Annotated in this window: 13 protein-coding genes; all 13 read left to right on the plus strand. The window is 36.5% G+C overall.

Going from position 1 to position 19,891, the window contains the following annotated elements:
• Positions 1–147 precede the first annotated feature (147 nt).
• Positions 148–2,664, plus strand: a complete 2,517-nt coding sequence (locus tag I5M07_RS13610) for an L-rhamnose mutarotase (protein WP_200106997.1) — start codon at positions 148–150, stop codon at positions 2,662–2,664.
• Between the two features lie 107 nt (positions 2,665–2,771).
• Complete coding sequence (locus I5M07_RS13615; protein WP_200106998.1) at positions 2,772–3,851, plus strand: Gfo/Idh/MocA family protein; 1,080 nt, start codon at positions 2,772–2,774, stop codon at positions 3,849–3,851.
• Between the two features lie 2 nt (positions 3,852–3,853).
• Positions 3,854–5,440 (plus strand): sodium:solute symporter family transporter, encoded by a 1,587-nt coding sequence (locus tag I5M07_RS13620; protein ID WP_200106999.1) that lies wholly within the window; start codon positions 3,854–3,856, stop codon positions 5,438–5,440.
• Positions 5,441–5,524: 84 nt separating this feature from the next.
• On the plus strand, positions 5,525–6,388 hold the full coding sequence (locus I5M07_RS13625; RefSeq protein ID WP_200107000.1) for a hypothetical protein: 864 nt from the start codon (positions 5,525–5,527) through the stop codon (positions 6,386–6,388).
• Positions 6,389–6,648: 260 nt separating this feature from the next.
• Positions 6,649–7,416: a DUF1254 domain-containing protein gene (locus I5M07_RS13630; RefSeq protein ID WP_200107001.1), complete on the plus strand. Its 768-nt coding sequence runs from the start codon at positions 6,649–6,651 to the stop codon at positions 7,414–7,416.
• Positions 7,417–8,190 carry a DUF1214 domain-containing protein gene (locus I5M07_RS13635; RefSeq protein WP_200107002.1) on the plus strand — a complete coding sequence of 258 codons (774 nt, stop codon included), beginning with the start codon at positions 7,417–7,419 and terminating at the stop codon, positions 8,188–8,190.
• A gap of 20 nt (positions 8,191–8,210) precedes the next feature.
• Positions 8,211–9,701, plus strand: a complete 1,491-nt coding sequence (locus I5M07_RS13640) for a DUF1254 domain-containing protein (protein WP_200107003.1) — start codon at positions 8,211–8,213, stop codon at positions 9,699–9,701.
• Between the two features lie 177 nt (positions 9,702–9,878).
• Entirely contained in the window at positions 9,879–10,514 is a 636-nt protein-coding gene (locus I5M07_RS13645; protein WP_200107004.1) for an NAD(P)H-dependent oxidoreductase, read from the plus strand.
• A gap of 27 nt (positions 10,515–10,541) precedes the next feature.
• Positions 10,542–10,976: a MarR family winged helix-turn-helix transcriptional regulator gene (locus tag I5M07_RS13650; protein ID WP_200107005.1), complete on the plus strand. Its 435-nt coding sequence runs from the start codon at positions 10,542–10,544 to the stop codon at positions 10,974–10,976.
• A 193-nt stretch (positions 10,977–11,169) separates the two neighbouring features.
• Complete coding sequence (locus tag I5M07_RS13655) at positions 11,170–13,368, plus strand: alpha-L-rhamnosidase-related protein (RefSeq protein WP_200107006.1); 2,199 nt, start codon at positions 11,170–11,172, stop codon at positions 13,366–13,368.
• Between the two features lie 73 nt (positions 13,369–13,441).
• Entirely contained in the window at positions 13,442–15,103 is a 1,662-nt protein-coding gene (locus tag I5M07_RS13660) for a glycoside hydrolase family protein (RefSeq protein ID WP_200107007.1), read from the plus strand.
• Between the two features lie 122 nt (positions 15,104–15,225).
• Positions 15,226–16,350, plus strand: coding sequence for a glycoside hydrolase family protein (locus I5M07_RS13665; RefSeq protein ID WP_200107008.1), 1,125 nt, complete (start codon positions 15,226–15,228; stop codon positions 16,348–16,350).
• A 163-nt stretch (positions 16,351–16,513) separates the two neighbouring features.
• Positions 16,514–19,840, plus strand: a complete 3,327-nt coding sequence (locus I5M07_RS13670; protein WP_200107009.1) for a glycoside hydrolase family 2 TIM barrel-domain containing protein — start codon at positions 16,514–16,516, stop codon at positions 19,838–19,840.
• Positions 19,841–19,891 lie beyond the last annotated feature (51 nt).

Below are 19,891 nucleotides of genomic sequence, written 5' to 3' on the forward strand. Positions count from 1 at the left end.
ATAGATCCTTTTTACAGTTCTAAAATTTATTTGTGTAAACATGACACTTATTATTTTTATTTCTATTATATTGTGTCCCTTTTACAAACGATTGAGATATTCAGTTTGAGTATTTTTTAAATTGATCAAAAATAAAAACAAAACAAAATGCATTGTATTACCTTAAAAATCAGATTGATTTTTGTTCTTTTTTTAACTTCATTATTTTCTGTTAACGCTGCCGAAATTTGGGTTTCTGCTAAAGGAAAAGACACCAATTCAGGAACAAAAGAAAGTCCATTGGCAACTGTTCATATGGCTGTTCGTAAAGCTAGAGAACTTCGACGATTAAAAGATTCTTCGATCAAAAATGGAATTCAAATTATGGTCATGGACGGAACGTATTGGCTAAATGAGCCTATTTTTATTCGCCCGGAAGATTCTGGAACTAAAGAAAGTCCAACGGTAATTATGGCCGCAAACAATGCGAGACCAATTATGCATGGTGGAATTGAAATTAAAAATTGGAAAAAAGCCGAAGCTATAAACGGACTTAAAAAAGGGACGGTTTGGGTTGCCGATGCACCATCGGTGGCTGGAGAAGTTTTAAATTACCGTCAGCTTTGGGTAAATGATGTAAAAGCAGTTCGTGCTAAAAATACGCCTGGAACTACGATGGAGCGTATTTTGTCTTGGGATAAGGAAACAGAAACGTGTTGGATTCCGTTTAAAGATAGATCGGTAAAATATGAGCCGGGAATGGAAATGTACATTGTACAATGGTGGGCCATTGCGCATTTGCGAGTTAAAAATATTGAAGTAGTAAAAGATAGTGCCAGACTTTCTTTTGAAAAGCCCGAGAGTAGAATTCAGAGTGAGCATCCGTGGCCAGCTCCTTGGATTTCTAAAAACAACGGAAATTCGGCTTACTTTTTAAATAATGCTAAAAATTTATTGAATGAACCTGGGGAATGGTATTTGGATCGAAAAAATGCTAAAATCTATTACATTCCTAGAAAGGGAGAAGATATGACGAAAGCCAAAGTTACAGCTCCTGTTTTAGAAAATTTAGTAGAAGTAAAAGGAACTATTGATTCGCCTGTGCATGATTTTCATTTTAAAGGAATTTCATTTCAGTACAGTAACTGGTTGCGCCCGTCGCAACAAGGTCACGTGCCATTGCAAGCAGGAATGTATTTGTTGGATGCTTACAAATTAAAAGAACCGGGAACTCCAAATCAGGCTAATTTAGAAAATCAGGCATGGGTAGGTAGACCAAGAGCTGCGGTAGAGGTTAATTTTGCCAATAATACGCTATTTGAAAATTGTTCTTTTGAACATTTGTCATCAACGGGACTTGATTATAACAAAGGAACCAATCACAATACAATTCAAGGAAATTTATTCAAAGATATTGGTGGAAACGGAATCGCTTTAGGCGTTTTCTCTGAAGAACCTTTTGAGGCACATTTGCCTTTGGTGGTTAAAGACGATCGCGAAATTTGTTCGGATGAATTGGTGGCAGATAACGTAATTACAAATGTTGCTAATGATGATTGGGGATGTTTGGGAATTGCTGCCGGTTTTGTGAAAAATCTAACGATTGAACATAACGAAATTTCTAATGTCGCGTATAGCGGAATTTCGATGGGCTGGGGTTGGACGCACACGGAAAATGTGATGAAAAACAATAAAATTATCGCCAATAAAATTCATCATTATGCCAAACATTTACATGATGTAGCCGGAATTTACACACTTTCATCACAAGCGAATTCACGTATTGAAGAAAATTATATAGATAAAGTATACAACAGTCCGTATGCACATGATCCGTTCTTGTGGTTGTATTTGTATACTGACGAAGGTTCACAACATTTTACTATTCAAAACAACTGGATTCCGATTCAGAAAATTTTAAAAAACAATAATGGTCCTGCTGGAAATATCTGGAAAGATAATTATGCATTTGTAGATTCAAAAATCAAAGAAAATGCAGGCGTTAGAAAGCCTTTTCAAGCTTTAACGAAAGAGGTTGTAATTGATGAAGCTTGGGGATTACAAGAAATGCCAAAAGCGGTTGCAATTGAAGTAATCGGAAAAGATTTGGATCTTGCCAAAATTAAATCGACCATAAAAGGTTTTAGAATTGTTGGAGAGGAATTGTACCAATGGCAAAATCATTTGGTGATTTATGGTTTGATGAATCAGCCAGAACGAACTAAGCGTAAATTAGCGTTGGCTTTTCCGGAATTAGAAATTAAAATTTACGAAAATCCGGTGTATGATTTCCAAAACTTTGAAAGATGTAAAAATGTAAAACCAGTATCCGAATGGGAAAACATTGTCTTGACAGCTAATTTAGTAGCCGATGAAAAAATGCAAAAAGAATACATTGATTATCATACCACACAATTTGAAAAATGGCCGGAAGTAGCCAAAGGTTTCTGTAATGCCGATTTTCAGCAATTAAAGGTTTTCAAAAACGGGCGTCAGTTAATCTTAGTAATTAGTATTCCAAAAGGGGAAAATCTGGATAAATTAAATCCGAAAACTACTGAAAACAATCCGAGAGTTGACCAATGGAATGCCTTAATGAAAAAATACCAAACCGGAATTGAAGGAACAAAACCAGGAGAAGTTTGGATGTTTATGGACAAGGTGAATTTGGAAGAGAAAAAGTAGAGAAAAAATAGAAAACAGAGTAAAGAAACAAGACTTCTGTCAAATTGAACACAGTTGAGTTTCATTTTAGAAAAATTAAAACTAACTATTTAAAAGTAAAAATACCAATGTTAAGAATAGCCATTTTAGGATTAGGAGAAGGGCGTAGCACCATGTCGGCTGCTTTGGAAAGTTCAAAATTAGAACTGGTAAAAGTATGTGACAGAAATGAAGAAATTTGCAAGCAACGTGCTAAAGAATTCGATTTTCATTCTTACACTACCGATTATAATGAATTATTACAAGATGAATCTATTGATATCATAGCCATTTATACTCCTGATCATTTGCATGCTGAACATGTCAAACAAGCCTTATTGAATGGAAAGCACGTGGTGTGTACAAAACCTTTTATCGATGATCTTTCGGATGCCAAGGAATTATTAGAATTGAGTAAATCAACAGGAAAAAAAGTTTTCATTGGTCAAAGCTCTCGATTTTTTGAACCGGCCAAAAGACAAAGAGCTGATTATGAAGCAGGTTTAATTGGTGATTTAATTACGATTGAAGCGCAATATCACGCTGATCATAGGTGGTTTTTGAAAAAAGAATGGTCGCTTTTACAATCGTTTAAGTGGTTGTATGGAGGTTTGAGTCATCCTGTAGATTTTATTCGTTGGTATTTGCCAAATATCGAAGAAGTGATGGGGTATGGCATGATTAGCAGTAACGGACAATCTGCTGGTTTAAAAAATGAAGATACCATGCATTTTATCTTCAAAGCGACTGATGGAAGAATTGCTCGTGTGAGTGGAGTCTATACTTCGCCAACACAACCCGCACAACGTGACAGTGGAATGAGTACTATTTTGCGAGCAACCGAAGGAGCAAGTCAGGCTGATTATCACGAATTACGTTATGCCGTTACGGATAGAACTGGTGAAGAAAAAGTAATCACCTGGGGCGATTCAACATTAAAATATTACTTCCGTTTTGAAGGACAAAGCCATCATGGAGGAGAATATCAAAACTATTTAGAATATTTTGTAGATAGCATTGAGCAAGGTTTTACCGCTTATCCCGATATGGAAGAAGGTATCGGAACCGTGGCATTATTACAAGCGATGGATAAAACTTTACAAACAGGAATGCCGGTCAAAATTGCTGATGTTCTTAATGAATTTGATTTGCCCGAAACAATTCTGTAACCATGGGAAAAATAAGTAGTTTTTTAGAAACGGTCGATTATTTGGTCATTATAGGATACCTGTTGGTTTTAATCCTTTTTGGGTATTATGTTTCTTTTGTGAAGAATAAAAAATCCGATGAAAACCTTTTTTTAGCCGGAAATTCATTAGGTTGGCCCAGTATCGGACTTAATATGTGGGGGACCAATGTGGGGCCTTCTATGTTAATTGCTTCGGCTAGTGTGGGTTTTACTACCGGAATAGTTGCCGGAAATTTTGCTTGGTATGCCTTCGTATTTATTTTATTATTAGCCGTCGTGTTTGCACCTCGTTATTTGGGTGCAAAAGTACTCACATTGCCTGAGTTCATGGGGAAACGTTTTGGCGATTCTACCCGAACTATTTTGGCTTGGTACACTTTAATTACCATTTTAATTTCGTGGTTGTCGTTAACATTATTTGCAGGCGGTGTGTTAGTCAAACAATTATTAGACTTGCCCATGTATGTTTCGGTGATTTTAATGGTGGTTTTATCTGGTTTTTTTGCAGCAGCAGGCGGACTAAAAGCGATTGCGTATACCAATGTTTTTCAGATGTTGTTGCTCATCGGAGTCTCGTTGTTATTAGTTGTTTTAGGTGTCAACAAAGCCGGTGGCCTCCTGCATATTTACGAAAGTGTGCCAGGTTCGCATTGGAATTTATTATTACCTGCCGATGATAAAAATTACCCTTGGATTGCCATTGTACTCGGTTATCCGATAATGGGCGTTTGGTTTTGGTGTACCGATCAATCGATGGTGCAATCAATTTTGGGAGCCAAAAGTTTAAAAGAAGGACAATTGGGAGCCAACTTTATTGGTTGGTTAAAAATCTTGGATGTGCCTTTGTTTATTTTACCCGGAATTATTTGTTTGGTACTTTTTCCGGAACTAAAAAACCCAGACGAAGCCTACATGACTATGGTGACGCAACTTTTTCCAGCGGGATTAAGAGGATTAATTATCGTGGTTTTAATTGCTGCTTTAATTAGTACAATTGGTTCGGCTTTAAATTCGTTAAGCACCGTTTTTACTATGGATATTTATGTGAAAAAATACGCGCCAAAAGCCTCTTCAGCCGAAATTGTTAAAACAGGAAGGCTCACCGTTTTAATCGGTTCCTTGCTTTCTGTTTTTATTACCTTGGCTATTGATAGCATAAAAGGGCTGAATCTTTTTGATGTGTTTCAATCGGTTTTGGGGTTTATCGCTCCGCCTATGTCGGTTGTGTTTTTGTTTGGTGTACTTTGGAATAAAACAACCACAAAAGCAGCCAATTTAACGCTGACTTTAGGAACCATTATCAGTTTAGGAACAGGCGTTTTGTATTTGTGGGTTTTACCCAATGGGGTTTACCAATGGCCTCACTTTTTACTATTATCGTTTTATATTTTCGTCGGACTTTCCGTTATGGCTTACTTGATCACCATTTTCGATACAAAAGGACAAAAGGACCATCAAGAATTATTGCGAATCAACCCCGCTGCCAAACCTGATAAACAAGTAAAAATACTCTGGATTTTATTGAGCTTGGTCATGCTCGCTTTATATTTGTTTTTTAATGGTCATTGATTAAGGTAATATTATTTTTTAAAGCTGCATTTTTGTAGCTTTTTTTTTATCTATATTTGATTATTAACTAATAGTCAAATTATTATGAATGTAAAATTATTTAGGGTAATTTTCTTTGTATCCCTTATATTGTCTGCAAATAGCGCTCTTGCTCAATCTTCTTCGAAACCTAATCTTATTATAAAACCAAAAGTTAATGATGATAATTCGGTTGATTTTAAATATTTAAAAGAAGGAATTGGTAGTTATGTTGCGGTTGTAGAATTTACAAAGCTTTTGAATTCAGAAACTACAGGCAAACAAGTTGTAAATGTGAATGAAGATACTGGCGTTTTGTTTAAACTAAAGCCTATTGATACAACCAAAAAGATTGATTTATCCTTTCGATATGCTGTACATCGCGGTTTTTTAAATCCGAAAATTGATTCAACCACGGTGTATTATTTACCTTTTGAAAAAAATAAAAAGATTAAAACGTATGATATTTATAGACAGGGTTTTGATAACAACCAATGGAAAGCGCATAGGGTTTATTCAACAACTCAAGATACCGTTTTTGCAATGCGAAAAGGGCAAGTGGTTGAAATACGATCATTATTTAGCACATCGGCTAATGATGCAACAGGAGCACTCACAAGTGTAGAAAAGAAAGAAATAATTCTACAACATCCTGACAATACTTTTACTTCCTATTTTGATATTGATGATAAAACTATTTTAGTGAAACCAGGCGATGTTTTATCGGCACACCAGCCCTTATGTTTGATGGCTTCGTACCTAGACAAAAATAAAAATGTAAAGTTTACTACTAGATTTAAAATTTATTATTTGGTTTTTAATGATGCCGATTTTAGTCCATCCGAAAAGACGATTGATGCTCATTTTTTAACCGGCAATGGCATCGAAAAATTGGTGAGTAAAACAGAATATACGGTTGCTATTCCGTAATAATTCTTTTAAAAATTTATATGTGAGGGCTGTTTCAGATTACGGAATAGTCTTTTTTTTTTATGTTCCAGATATATATTCTAAAATTCAAAATAGTACGTGTTGAAATTTTAATATATATATTTAAAATTTTGTAATATAATTTGTGTTATTTTTGTTAAGGGTTTTATTAATATGAAATTCATTTTTTATTGTAATAACGCCTTCATGGACACACTATTAACCAATTTTTGAATAAGATGAAAAAAAAAGTTTTAGGTATGATACTACTTTCTGCAGTAGTATTAACCAGTTGTAAAGACCAAGAGAAACATGGCTCTTCAGAAAGCAATGGAGGAAATCATTACGAAAAATTAGCCAATTTGGATTTAAAAAGTGGCTATCCTTCTGCCGATGATGCCCGTACTTTAACAGAAGAACTCTATTTTCAAAGAGCGGTACAAACTTATTTATGGTCGCTTCCTGCTGTTAATATGTATGCTATGAAAGAAGGTTTAGGCAAAACTTTTGGAGAAGGCTACAATGTTATATCGGTTTTCGAAAAAAGATTAAAACCCAATACGGTAATTACGACGCCTAATTCGGATGTTATTTATGCACTTGGTTTTGCTGATTTGAGTAAAACAGGTCCATTGGTTTTAGATGTTCCTCCGATGTTGCAGGGTTTGTTAGATGATTATTGGCACAGACCGCTACAAGGTCCAAAAAAACCAGATGGCACCTACTTTTTGGGAGACATTGGTTTTCCGGGTCCTGATCATGGTAAAGGCGGAAAGTATGTAGTAATTCCCGAAGGTTATAACGGAAAAATTCCGGAAGGCTATTTTGTTTATGAAAGTAAAACCAATGGAGTTTTTATTTTTCAAAGAGGATTTTTTCAATCGGTTGACAATTTAGAACCAGGAGTAAAAGGAGTAGAAGGAATCAAAATTTATCCGTTGTCTGGCGAGGCAAAACCAATGGAATTTCAACATGCTTCTGATGTACCTTCTTTTGCTTTGTTCTCGCATGATTTTACTTATTTCTAAATGCTTAACCGCTTTATCCAAAGTGACCGAGTGGATTCAGTAGATCCGTATATGCACGGTATGATGGCATCAATCGGAATCAAAAAAGGAGCCGATTTTAAACCAAGTCCACGTCAAAAAGAACTTTTAGGTCAAGCTGCCGAAACTGCTTGGAGAATGGCCAAAACCATTTCGGGTAATTTTGATGAAGAACCAGACAGTTTATGGTGGGAAGATCGCAAATGGGTAGCCCATGCGCATAATAAATTTGATGACTTTATGCATACGTTATTAGATGAAGAATTTAGAGATCGTAAAACGGGTCATACCGATGTAAATGCAAAAGCGCACATGTATGTAAACCATTATTCTATAAGTACGGGAATGATGTCTTCGATAGTAGGATTGGGTGCTAAATATGGAAATGCCTATAAAGATGCAGATGGCAATTTTTTAATGGGTGAAAACACGTATAAAATTACTTTCCCAGCCAATCCGCCCGCCAAATTATTTTGGTCGTTAACTATTTATGATGCCGAAACCGCTTCGGGTGTGGTGGCCAAAGGTCAAGATTATCCTTCGCTTAATTCAATGAATAATTTAGTAAAAAATAGTGACGGAACTTATACCTTCTATATTGCGCCAGAAAAACCAGAAGGAAATGTGAATTGGATTAAAACGGTTCCTGGTAAAGGCTGGTTCAGTTTATTCCGTTTTTATGGGCCTGATCAAGCATTTTTTGACAGAACGTATAAAGTAGGTGATTTTGAATTGGTAAAAAAAGGAGATAAATAATTCATTAAAAGAATACCATTATGAAAAAAACAATTTTTTTAGGTTTGCTTACAGGTATAATGACTGTAAGTGCTCAGGCGCAAAGTAGTAAAGTACCTTTAGAAAAAGCCACTTTAAAAGGAGACGAAACAATCGAAACTTCTTTTGGTGATATTAAACTCGTTGATAATTATTTTGATACCGAAAGTTCGAATAAAATTTTTAGCGAAATGGACTATCAGCGTGCCTGTCAAAGTTATGTTTGGAGTATGCCAATGGTAAGTGTGGTGACGCAACAAAATGCCTTACGAGAAAAATACGGCTTAACTACGGAGCATGATATCGTAGTGTTAAAATCACTTAAAGAAAAAAGAGGAATTGTTACTGGAAATTTAACCACTCCCTATATGTTTGGTTATGTAGATTTGAAAAAAGGGCCAGTTGAGTTTCATTACCCAGCCGGAGCAACTGCAAGTGGATTACTTGATATTTGGCAACGCACCGTTACCGATATTGGTCAAACAGGTCCAGAAAAAGCGCAAGGAGGTACTTTTATTATTGTAGGGCCTGAAGACGATATTAAAAAATACGAAAAGCCTAATACCTATACATTGCAAAGTGTTTCTAACTTTTTAGTAATCGCACTACGAATCTTGGATCCAAGTCCAGAATATTATAATAAATTCAAAAAAGAATTTACAATGGGTCATGTTGGTGAAGCCCAAAAACCATTCAATTACATTGAAAATAAAGATGTGGAATGGAGCGGTACTGCCCCAAGAGGTTTGGAGTATTGGAAAAGTCTTTCTCAGATTTTAAACAACGAACCAATTCGTGAAATTGATAAAGTTTGGCCTTCGATGTTGATGCCTTTGGGAATTGAAAAAGGAAAACCGTTTAATCCAACCGAAGCACAAAAAACAATTTTACTTAAAGGTGCGGCCATGGGCGAATTAATGTGCCGAAATTTACAAGTTAATCCTCGCTTTGCAGAACCATGGTGGAAAGGAACTTCTTGGTACAAAAGTTTTGATTTTACAGTCGAACAGGAAACGGATAAGCGTTTAGAAATTGATGAAAGAACGACTTGGTTTTACGAAGCGGTATACAGTTCTAAAGGAATGGTTAATCCTCCAGTTGGCGCAGGTCAAGTGTATATGACGAGCAAAAGAGATAAAAACGGAAATTTATTAAGAGCGGATAAAACGTATAAATTACACGTTCCAGCAAATGTTCCTGTAAAACAATTTTGGTCGGTTACACTTTATAGCGAAAATACCAGAAGACCTTACGATAATGGAGGGACTGATTTAAAAGCCGCTACATTAGGAAGCAGAAGCGAACAATTAAAGAAAAATAAAGATGGATCTGTAGATATTTATGTTGGAGCCAAAGCACCGAAAGGGTTTGAGTCTAATTATATGAAAACAGTTGGTGATGATGGTTGGTTTGTATATTTCAGACTATACGGACCAACAGAACCATTTTTTGATAAAAGCTTTAAATTAGGCGATTGGGAAATGATTGATTAAATTTAATTAGGTTACCAATTTTTGAAACTCAATCAAAATCATTAGATTTTGATTGAGTTTTTTTTGAATATAATATAAATTCTTTAAAACAACTTTAACGCAATTAAATTGTGTACAATATAATTGTGTCGTAATTTTGTAATCAAATAAAATAGTATTTAATTAAAAAAAATAAAAATGGCCTTACTTGACGATTTAAACTGGAGACACGCAGTTAAAGCATACGATGCAACCAAAAAAATAACAGAAGCAGATTTGTTTAAAATTTTAGAGTCGGCACGATTGGCGCCAACTTCTTCGGGCTTGCAACCTTTTCGTGTTATTGTAGTCGAAAATCAAGAACTGAAAGAAAAAATGGTGCAAGGCGCTTTAAATCCAGAGGTAATGCGCGATTGTTCACATGTTTTGGTTTTTGCGGCTTGGGACAGCTACACTCCCGAAAAAATTGATAAAGTTTACGATTTGCATACCGATGTACGCGAATTACCAAGAGGTCGTTTTAGCAGTTATACCGATAAAATTAAAGAAATATACGGCGCTCAAACGCCCGAAGAACATTTTGCACACACGGCCCGACAAACATACATAGCACTTGGTTTGGCTATGGCACAGGCTGCCGAATTAAAAATTGACAGTACTCCAGCCGAAGGGTTTAGTAATGAAGCTGTTGATGAAATTTTAAATCTAAACGAATTAGGTTTAAAAAGCGTTTCTCTTTTGTATTTAGGTTATCGCGACGAGGCCAACGATTGGCTTTCACACATGAAAAAAGTCAGAATTCCGATGGAGGAATTCATCATCACTAAAAAATAATTTCGAATAGTTTCTCATTTCTAACTCATGGAAAATTCAAAATCGTTACAACTGAATCAACAACTTTGCTTTCCGCTTTATGCAATTGCCAAAGAAATTACGGGTTTGTACCGACCTTTTTTAGATGAGTTGGATATTACTTATTCGCAATATTTGGTTTTAATGGTGCTTTGGGAACAAGACGGGCAAACAGTAAATCAAATTGGCGAAAAGTTGTATCTCGATAGTGGCACGTTAACACCGCTGCTAAAAAGGCTTGAAAATAAAAAGTTTATAAGCAGAAAACGAAAAAAAGAAGACGAAAGAGTAGTGGAGATTTTCTTGGATGAAGCCGGAAAACAGCTAAAAACTAAAGCTTGCGAGATTCCGAGTAAAATTCAGGAAAAACTAAATTTGAGTCAAAATGAATTAATCGAATTAAAAACCGATATCCAAAAAATCTTAAATAGGATATTACCCTAAGTTCGTAAAATAAAGAGTAGAAAAGGCTGTTTCAGAAATGAAGCGGCCTTTTTTAATTTTATGATATTGCAAATATTTTAAAATATAAAGTCTTAATAATTAATTTTTTACTGACTTATTTTTCAAAACTAAAAAAAGTGAAGTTGTAAAATGTAAAAATAACACTTATCTTTAGCGCTCAAATTAACTAACTATGCTAAACCGTTTTCGTAACTCCTTTTTAAAGGTGGTGTTTTTTATTGCCTTTTTTACTTTCTTAGCTCCAGTTTGTTCTGTTCAGGCTCAGGAAACCAAACCAGCCACCTGGATTTGGTATCCAGGGGATTTCGAAATTTGGTTAAGCAATAAAATGCAGGTAAGGCGTACAGAACGCGAAGCCGTATTTCCACCGCTTTGGCAATATTACAGTCCGTATGCTTTGGTTACTTTTCAAACTGAAGTAGATATTCCAAAACCAGATGAGGTAAAAATATTCTCAGAAGGCCCTTTTCAATTACTTTTAGATGGTGTTCAGATTTACGGACAGCCAAAATCAATTACAGTTCCTGCCGGAAAACACAAAATTTCCTTTAAAGTGTATAATCAGGAAGTGTTACCAGCTATTTATATTGAAGGTAAATACGTGAAATCGGACGCTTCCTGGAAAGTAACTAACGAAGATAAACTTTGGATTGATGAAACGGGAAAAGCACAACAATCCGGTACGCCTTGGGTACCTGTTGGTTCTTGGAATTTTGATTCACCAAAGCGCAAGCCTTCCGAATTCAAACTAACAACCAAACCTATGAGCGCCAAAAAAACGGAGAAAATAGGAGCTGGTCAGTTAATCGATTTTGGAAAAGAAACCTTTGGTTATATCAAAATTCACGGTTTAAAAGGAAAAGGAAAACTAGCATTGTACTATGGAGAATCTCGTGAAGAAGCTTTGGATTCTGCCAAGTGCGAAACTTTAGACCATTTATCTTTTGATGGAAAACAATCTGAAACGTATACACACGATGGTTCGAAAGCCTTCCGTTATGTTCAGGTGCAGGCAGATGCGGGTGTAAAATACGATTCGATTTCGATGTTGTATGAATATTTACCATTGGATTATCGAGGGGCATTCAAATCTTCGGACAAACAATTGAATCAAATTTGGGATGTATCGGCTTACACGATGCATTTAACTTCCCGCGAATTTTTTATTGATGGAATAAAACGTGACCGCTGGGTTTGGTCAGGCGATGCGTATCAAAGTTATTTAATGAATTATTATTTATTCTTTGATTCGCCATCTGTAGAACGAACGTTATTGGCTTTGCGTGGTAAAGATCCTGTGACGGCGCATGTCAATATCATCATGGATTATTCGCTGTATTGGTTTGTGGGTGTTTACGATTATTATTTACACACAGGCGATACGAAATTCATTAAAACTTTTTATCCAAGAATGAAATCATTAATGGATTTCTGTTTAGAAAGAAGAAACAAAAACGGATTCTTAGAACCATTAGAAGGGGATTGGGTTTTTATTGATTGGGCAGATGGATTGCCTAAAACCGGCGAGGTTAGTTTTGAGCAAATGCTTTTGGCAAGAAGTTTGGAGGCCATGGCTGTTAGTGCTGAAATTGCTGGTGAAAAGGATGATCAAAAACAATATCAAAAGTTAGGAGCAGATTTAAAAACCAAGCTTTTTGATGTGTTTTGGGATAAAAAAGAGAACGTGATGAAACACCAGCGTATCGACGGCGTAATCCAAAATATTGTAACCCGATACGCAAATATGTTTGGTATTTTCTTCAATTATTTTAATGAAGAACAAAAACAAAGTGTAAAAAATAAGGTGTTACTGAATAAAGATGTTCTTCAAATTACAACTCCCTATATGCGTTTTTATGAGTTGGAAGCCTTATGTGCAATGGGTGAACAAAATTATGTGTTGAAAGAAATGAAAGATTATTGGGGCGGAATGTTAAATGAAGGCGCAACCTCTTTCTGGGAAGAATACAGACCCAACAAAAAAGGAACAGAGCATTTAACAATGTATGGTCGCCCTTACGGAAAAAGCCTTTGCCACGCTTGGGGAGCAAGTCCGATTTATTTATTAGGAAAATATTATTTGGGTGTAAAACCAACAGCTCCGGGCTATGCCGAATATGAAATCAAACCGAATTTAGGCGGATTGGAATGGATGGAAGGAAAAGTACCTACACCAAAAGGCGAAGTTGATTTGTACGTTAGTAAATCAGAAATCAAAGTAAAATCTGCCGAAGGCGAAGGAAAATTGATTATCGAAAGTAAATCGAAACCAAAAACAAATTCAGGAACAATTACAGAATTGGCTAAAAACAAATACCAGTTAATTGTGAAACCAAATGTAGAATATAAAATAACTTATAAAGCAATCTAATTGTTTAAGTAACCCTTTCAGAGTTTAGAACTCTGAAAGGGTTGATAAAATCCTTAATTATTCATAAATAATAATGCGAAAAATTAAATCAATATTCAGCCTGTTTTTGTTCGTTTTAGGCGTTCAGTTTTCCATTTTTGCACAAAATACATCTTTAAAACCCGTTTCTTACACTGTCGTTACAAAAAAAAGGCAGACTTATACTGTGCAACAATATGCCCATGTTTTCTCGGAAAGTAAACACAATATTGTCGGATTTGCTCCGGAACTAAAAGGTCTTAAAGCAGTTCGGCTTCCACTGGGAAGTTATAAAAACGGGTCTCATGATGCTTTGAAATTAAACTTTTCGCATCCTTCAAAATTGTTAATCGGAGTTTTTAAAGATACTTCAGCCGATTATTTACAACCGAATCAATTAGGGAATGCACAGTTGGTTATCCAAAATGGAGTTACCGTAACCGGACTTCCTGCTGTTGATGTTTATGCTTTGGATTTTAAAAAAGGGATACAAACCATTTTACCAAATCAAAAAGGATTATTTATGGTATTGGGAGCCTTAAATAATGCGAATTCATTGGTTCAGACAGATGCTAAAATGTTAGACGGAAGAGAATGGAAATTCCCATATATCATTGAAGATTTCTCTGATGAAAAACCACTTTTTAAAGTTATTGGAGGACAAGATGCTCCGGTAATTGATGAAGGAATGTCCGGAACAGAAGGAATTCAGGGCGGTTTTGAAGGCGGTCGTGTGGTAAAAATAAAAGATACGTATCACATGTTCCCAACAGAACGTGCTGGTGAAAAAGGAGTGGACTATTATTACGATCGTGTAAAAACTAAAATCGGACATTGGACCAGTAAAGATGCTATTCATTGGAAAAGAGAATCCACTATTTATCAAGCCAGCGGAGTGTATGCCATCACCGAAGATGATAACCCAATGAATGATCGTCGTGCTGCAATTTGGTCGTATATGCCTGTTTTTAATGAAAAAACAAATAAATGGTACGGTTATTATTTGGCCTATACGGTTCACAAAGAAATAGAGCCGAATCATTCTTTTGGAAGAATTTGGCGTTGTGAGTCAACGGTAGAAGGAATCGACGGAATTGGAGGGCCTTACAAAGATATGGGCATTATTATGGAACCCGGATTGGATTCTCAACCTTGGGAAGGCCGTCAGGGTGTGGCTTCGTTTTTTCCGTATCAGGTGGGCGATAAATTCTTCGGATTTTATTCGGGAGCTTATCCATTTGAATCTTGGGCAGATTATCCTAAAAAATCTGGAAAAGGCTGGTTTGTGGCTTTGGCTGAATCAAAAAGTCTGGAAGGACCTTGGTCACGCTTAAATAAAGGTTTAGAACCAATAAAAACAATACATCCGCAATTTGTAGAAAACCCGATTGTGAGTCAGTTGCCAAACGGTTTGTACATTGCCATTTTTGATGGAGGTCCTGAAGGCTGGGGGCATCATTTACCCAATATGATCGGTTACACACTTTCAAAAGATGGTGTAAATTGGTCGGAAGCACGTTATATTCCTATCGAAACCAAAGTCAAAAAATGGTGGGACATCATGCGTACGCCTTTGTGTTTGATTCCGGAAGGGAATGACGAATACACTATTGTTTACAATGCTATCGATCTAAAAAGAAGATTCCATCCAACTGGAATGGTGAAAGTAAAATTGGATCGAGAGGTTATGGAACAACGTTTGAAGGATTTGAAGTAGAGTAAAGAGAATAGAAAAGAGAATATAGAAAATAGAGGCAAGAAACAAGAGTATAGAGAAATCTGCTCGATCTGCTCCCGATAGCTATCGGGACTGCGTGCCAAAAAAATATACAAAACAAAATGAGAATCAAATATTTATTAATAGCTGTTGCATTGTTTCTTATCGCCAGTTGTGCCACCCATTACAAAAAGCGTGACATCAACGATGCCGTGATGAACGAAATTTACAACGAAATAAAAACGCCATACAAATACGGTTTGGTAATGGTGCCAACGGACAATTCCTATAAAATGGACTGCCCTTCGGTTTTTCGTAAAGATGGGAAATGGTTCATGACGTATTTAATTTACGACGGACGTGGTTATGAAACTTGGCTGGCCGAAAGCGATGATTTATTAAATTGGAAACATTTAGGAAAAGTAATGTCTTTTTCTAAAGATGAAAAAGAATGGGATGTGAACCAAAAAGCAGGTTACATTGCATTGCAGGATTACACTTGGGGCGGTTCGTACGAATGGAAAAAATACGATGATAAATACTGGATGAGTTATTTTGGTGGAAACACGACAGGTTATGAAGCTGGAGTTTTATCCATCGGAATGGCTTATACCAAAGAAGCACCAACTAAAGCCCACGAATTTGAACGTTTGCCAAAACCGGTTTTGACACCAAAAGATAAAGATGCAAGTTTTTGGGATAACAGCACGATGTATAAAAATTCGGTTATTGAAGATAAAGAACGCATTACGGGAAGTAAATTCATCATGTATTACAACGCCCGTGGCGATAGTTTGAATCCGGCAAAAGGTGCTGAACGCATTGGTATGGCGGTTTCAAATGATATGAAAACATGGAAACGTTACGGTAAAAAACCATTGTTGAATCACCACCGAGGAATCACAGGAGATGCTTATATTCAGCGAATCAATGACACTTGGGTGATGTTTTATTTTGGTGCTTTTTGGAGAGATTGGAATCAAGGAGCCTTCAATCGTTTTGCCGTTTCGAATGATTTAGTGAACTGGAAAGAGTGGAAAGGTGACAACTTAATTGAATCTTCAGAACCTTACGATAATAGGTTTGCACATAAATCTTTTGTGGTAAAACACGATGGCGTGGTTTATCATTTTTACTGCGCAGTTAACAAAGCAGAACAAAGAGGAATTGCCGTGGCGACTTCAAAAGATTTAGGGAAAAGCGAAATGAATTTTGTTGCGCCACAGGTTAAAAAAGAGAAGAAATAAAAAAATTAAGAATCTGTCAGAGCTAACAGGTTTTGAAAACCTGTTAGGTCGTGTACACATAAAATAATAAAGACACAGTTTGTCATTCCGGAGGAATCTCACGCAACGTGAGTAACTAACTTGGGATTCCTACGGAATGACAAAAAACACTAAAAATAATAGAATGTTCAAGTCAATTCAAATAAATCACTTTTCTAAGTTTCGATTTTGGACTCCTAAAATAGTATTTACATTTTGTGTTTTACTATTTACAACTTATGGAGTAAACGCACAACTAGTAACAGGAGAACCTGCCGGAGTGCCTCGTTTGGCTCAAGTTTATGCTGATACGCCTTGGGAGAATCCTATGCTTTCAGGAATAAACCGTCAGCCGGCTCGTGCTACAGGTTATTCGTATGCTAGCGTAGCCGATGCTCTTGCAGGTAACCGAATGAAAAGTAGAATTCAGATTTTGAATGGCGATTGGAATTTTTCATTCGCTAAAAATCTTCAGGAAGCTCCACAAGATTTTTACAAATCAGAAGTCAAAGGATGGAATAAAATTCCAGTGCCATCCAATTGGGAAATGCAAGGGTACGGGCAGGCAATTTATAAAAGTGCTGTGTATTCGTTCCGCCCCGTAAATCCTCCTTATGTTCCTCAAGACGATAATCCTGTAGGTTCGTATCAACGCAAATTTACCGTTCCAGCTAATTGGGACGGAATGACCGTTTCGCTTCATTTTGGAGGTGTAAGTTCGGCTTTTCAGGTATGGCTTAATGGCAAATTTTTGGGTTATGGTGAAGACAGTTTCAACTCGTCTGAATTTAATATTACACCGTATTTGCAAAAGGGCGAAAATATTCTTTCGGTTCGTGTGTTCCGTTACAGTGATGGCTCGTATTTAGAAGATCAGGACCATTGGCGTTTGAGTGGAATCCAGCGTGAAGTGTACATTATGGCAGAGCCAAAGTTGCGTATTCAAGACTTTTTTGTGCAAACCAAATTAGATAAAGAATACAAAGATGCAGTGTTTCAATTACGTCCACGTTTGGATAATTTGACTGGGGATACCATTAAAAATCACACTTTCGAAGTGCAATTATATGATGCCAATCACAAACCTTTGTTTGAAAAACCATTGGTTCGAAAAGCCATTGATATCATCAGCGAAGTATCGCCACGTTTGGACAAAGTACGTTTTGGATTTTTTGAAGAAACGATCAAAAATCCGTTAAAATGGAGTGCCGAAAAGCCAAATTTGTACACTTTGGTCATGACGCTCAAAAATCCTGATGGAAGTATCAGCGAAGTAAAAACATCAAAAATTGGTTTCCGTTCTATTGAATTCGCCAAGGCGAACGGTAAAATGCTCATCAACGGAAAAGAAACCTATGTCTACGGAGTCAATCATCACGGACATCATCCGTCACGTGGAGAAGCCGTAAATCATCAGGATTTGGAAGAAGATGTAAAATTGATGAAAAAATTCAATTTCAATTTTGTGCGAACTGCCCATTTTCCAGATGATCCGTATTTCTACGAATTATGCGATAAATACGGCTTGATGGTGATGGACGAAGCCAATTTGGAAACTCACGGATTGGGAGGTTTTTTGAGTAACGATCAAACCTGGACTGGAGCCTATTTGGATCGAATGACCCGAATGGTAGAAAGAGATAAAAACCACCCAAGTGTGGTAATGTGGAGTTTGGGTAACGAAGCCGGAAAAGGCCCGAACCATTCTGCAATGGCTGGCTGGGTGCACGATTATGATATTACACGTCCGGTGCATTACGAACCGGCACAAGGAAATCCGAGATTGGACGGTTACATCGATCCTTTAGATCCGCGTTACCCAAAAACGGTTGATCATTCGCACCGTTTCGAAAACCCGCAGGACGAACCTTATGTAGATATGGTAAGCCGTTTTTATCCGGGTGTTTTCACTCCTAAATTTTTGGTGGATCAAAAGAAAGATACACGTCCGATTTTGTTTGTAGAATATGCGCATTCGATGGGGAATTCAACTGGAAATCTGAAAGAATTATGGGATGAATTTCGCAATACGCCTCGCATAATTGGAGGTTGTATTTGGGATTTGAAAGATCAGGGAATGCTTCGAAAAGATGCCAAAACCGGTAGAGAATATTTTGGTTATGGTGGTGATTTTGGAGAGAAAAAACATGACGGAAATTTCAATATCAACGGAATGGTTTCGGCAGATGGTCGTCCAAAAGCTGCGATGTATGAAAACAAATGGATTTATCAGCCTGCTGTTTCTACTTTAGAAAATAATTCCGTTCTGAAAATTCATAATCGTTCGATTGTTCAAAATTTAGCTGATTTTATTCCGGTAATTAAAGTTTTGGAAAATGGAATTGTAATTAAAACCGAAGTTCTAAAACCGATTGATATTTCTGCCGGAAGTGATTATTCTTTGAATGTAAAAAAATACCTTCCGAAGTTTAAAAACGGAGCCGAGTATTTCTTGAATATCGAATTCCAATTAGCCAAAGACGAATTTTGGGCTTCAAAAGGATGGGCTGTTTCACAAGATCAGTTTTTGTTGCAAAAAGGAAACAACATCGAATTGTCTTCAAAAGGAACTGCAAAATTGGCTGAATCGGAAGCTAATTATAAAGTTTCAGGAGCTGATTTCGAAATTACAATCGACAAGAAAAATGGCGCTTTATCTTCGTATTTGTACAAAAAAGAACAACAGGTTTTTGCGCCGTTATTGCCTAATTTCACTCGTCCGTTAACGGATAATGATAAAAAAGGCTGGAAACCAAACAAGTTGTTGAAACAATGGTACAATGCTGTACCGAAGTTGCGAAAAATGACTTCGGAAACTAATGGCAGCCAAATCAAAATCAGCAGTGATTACGAAGTGGTGAAAGATTCGGCTTCTGTCCGTGTGGATTATTTGATTCAGTCTAACGGAACGATTCAGGTAGATTACCAATTAAAAGTAGAAAAACCATTGCCAAATATTCCAAAAGTGGGAATGCAAATGGGAGTTCAAAAACAATTCAGCCAAATTTCGTGGTACGGAAAAGGGGAGTTGGAAAATTATTGGGACAGAAGTTTCGGATTTACAGTTGGGCGTTATTCGTTGCCGATTGACAAATTCATCGAGCCGTATTTGAAACCGCAAGAAAACGGAAACAGAATGGAAGTACGCTGGATGGCATTGTCAACTCCAAATCAAAATAAAGGATTGTTGATTGCGCATAAAGATCAATTTTTGCAGACAAGTGCCTGGCCATTTACGCAGGAAAATATGAATTCGGCAAAACGCACGTACGAATTAGATGATCCGGGTTATATCACTTTAAATATCGATTTGTTGCAAATGGGTGTGGGTGGAAATGACAGTTGGTCGCCTGTATCAGCACCTTTAAAGCAATACCAAATTAAGGCAAAAGATTATAAGTATAGTTTCTATTTGATTCCGTTTAGCGAAAGCAAAAATGGATTGGAAGAAAATTTGAAGAAACTTAAATAGTAATAGAATAAAAAAAAATCTGCCGAATCTGCTAAATCTGCGAGAGAGAAT

Source organism: Flavobacterium agrisoli, from assembly GCF_016522065.1.
Taxonomy (GTDB): domain Bacteria; phylum Bacteroidota; class Bacteroidia; order Flavobacteriales; family Flavobacteriaceae; genus Flavobacterium; species Flavobacterium agrisoli.

Coding starts and splice junctions, on each gene's coding strand:
- I5M07_RS13610 (WP_200106997.1), top strand. CDS start 148: ATGCATTGTATTACCTTAAAAATCAGATTGATTTTTGTTCTTTTTTTA.
- I5M07_RS13615 (WP_200106998.1), top strand. CDS start 2,772: ATGTTAAGAATAGCCATTTTAGGATTAGGAGAAGGGCGTAGCACCATG.
- I5M07_RS13620 (WP_200106999.1), top strand. CDS start 3,854: ATGGGAAAAATAAGTAGTTTTTTAGAAACGGTCGATTATTTGGTCATT.
- I5M07_RS13625 (WP_200107000.1), top strand. CDS start 5,525: ATGAATGTAAAATTATTTAGGGTAATTTTCTTTGTATCCCTTATATTG.
- I5M07_RS13630 (WP_200107001.1), top strand. CDS start 6,649: ATGATACTACTTTCTGCAGTAGTATTAACCAGTTGTAAAGACCAAGAG.
- I5M07_RS13635 (WP_200107002.1), top strand. CDS start 7,417: ATGCTTAACCGCTTTATCCAAAGTGACCGAGTGGATTCAGTAGATCCG.
- I5M07_RS13640 (WP_200107003.1), top strand. CDS start 8,211: ATGAAAAAAACAATTTTTTTAGGTTTGCTTACAGGTATAATGACTGTA.
- I5M07_RS13645 (WP_200107004.1), top strand. CDS start 9,879: ATGGCCTTACTTGACGATTTAAACTGGAGACACGCAGTTAAAGCATAC.
- I5M07_RS13650 (WP_200107005.1), top strand. CDS start 10,542: ATGGAAAATTCAAAATCGTTACAACTGAATCAACAACTTTGCTTTCCG.
- I5M07_RS13655 (WP_200107006.1), top strand. CDS start 11,170: ATGCTAAACCGTTTTCGTAACTCCTTTTTAAAGGTGGTGTTTTTTATT.
- I5M07_RS13660 (WP_200107007.1), top strand. CDS start 13,442: ATGCGAAAAATTAAATCAATATTCAGCCTGTTTTTGTTCGTTTTAGGC.
- I5M07_RS13665 (WP_200107008.1), top strand. CDS start 15,226: ATGAGAATCAAATATTTATTAATAGCTGTTGCATTGTTTCTTATCGCC.
- I5M07_RS13670 (WP_200107009.1), top strand. CDS start 16,514: ATGTTCAAGTCAATTCAAATAAATCACTTTTCTAAGTTTCGATTTTGG.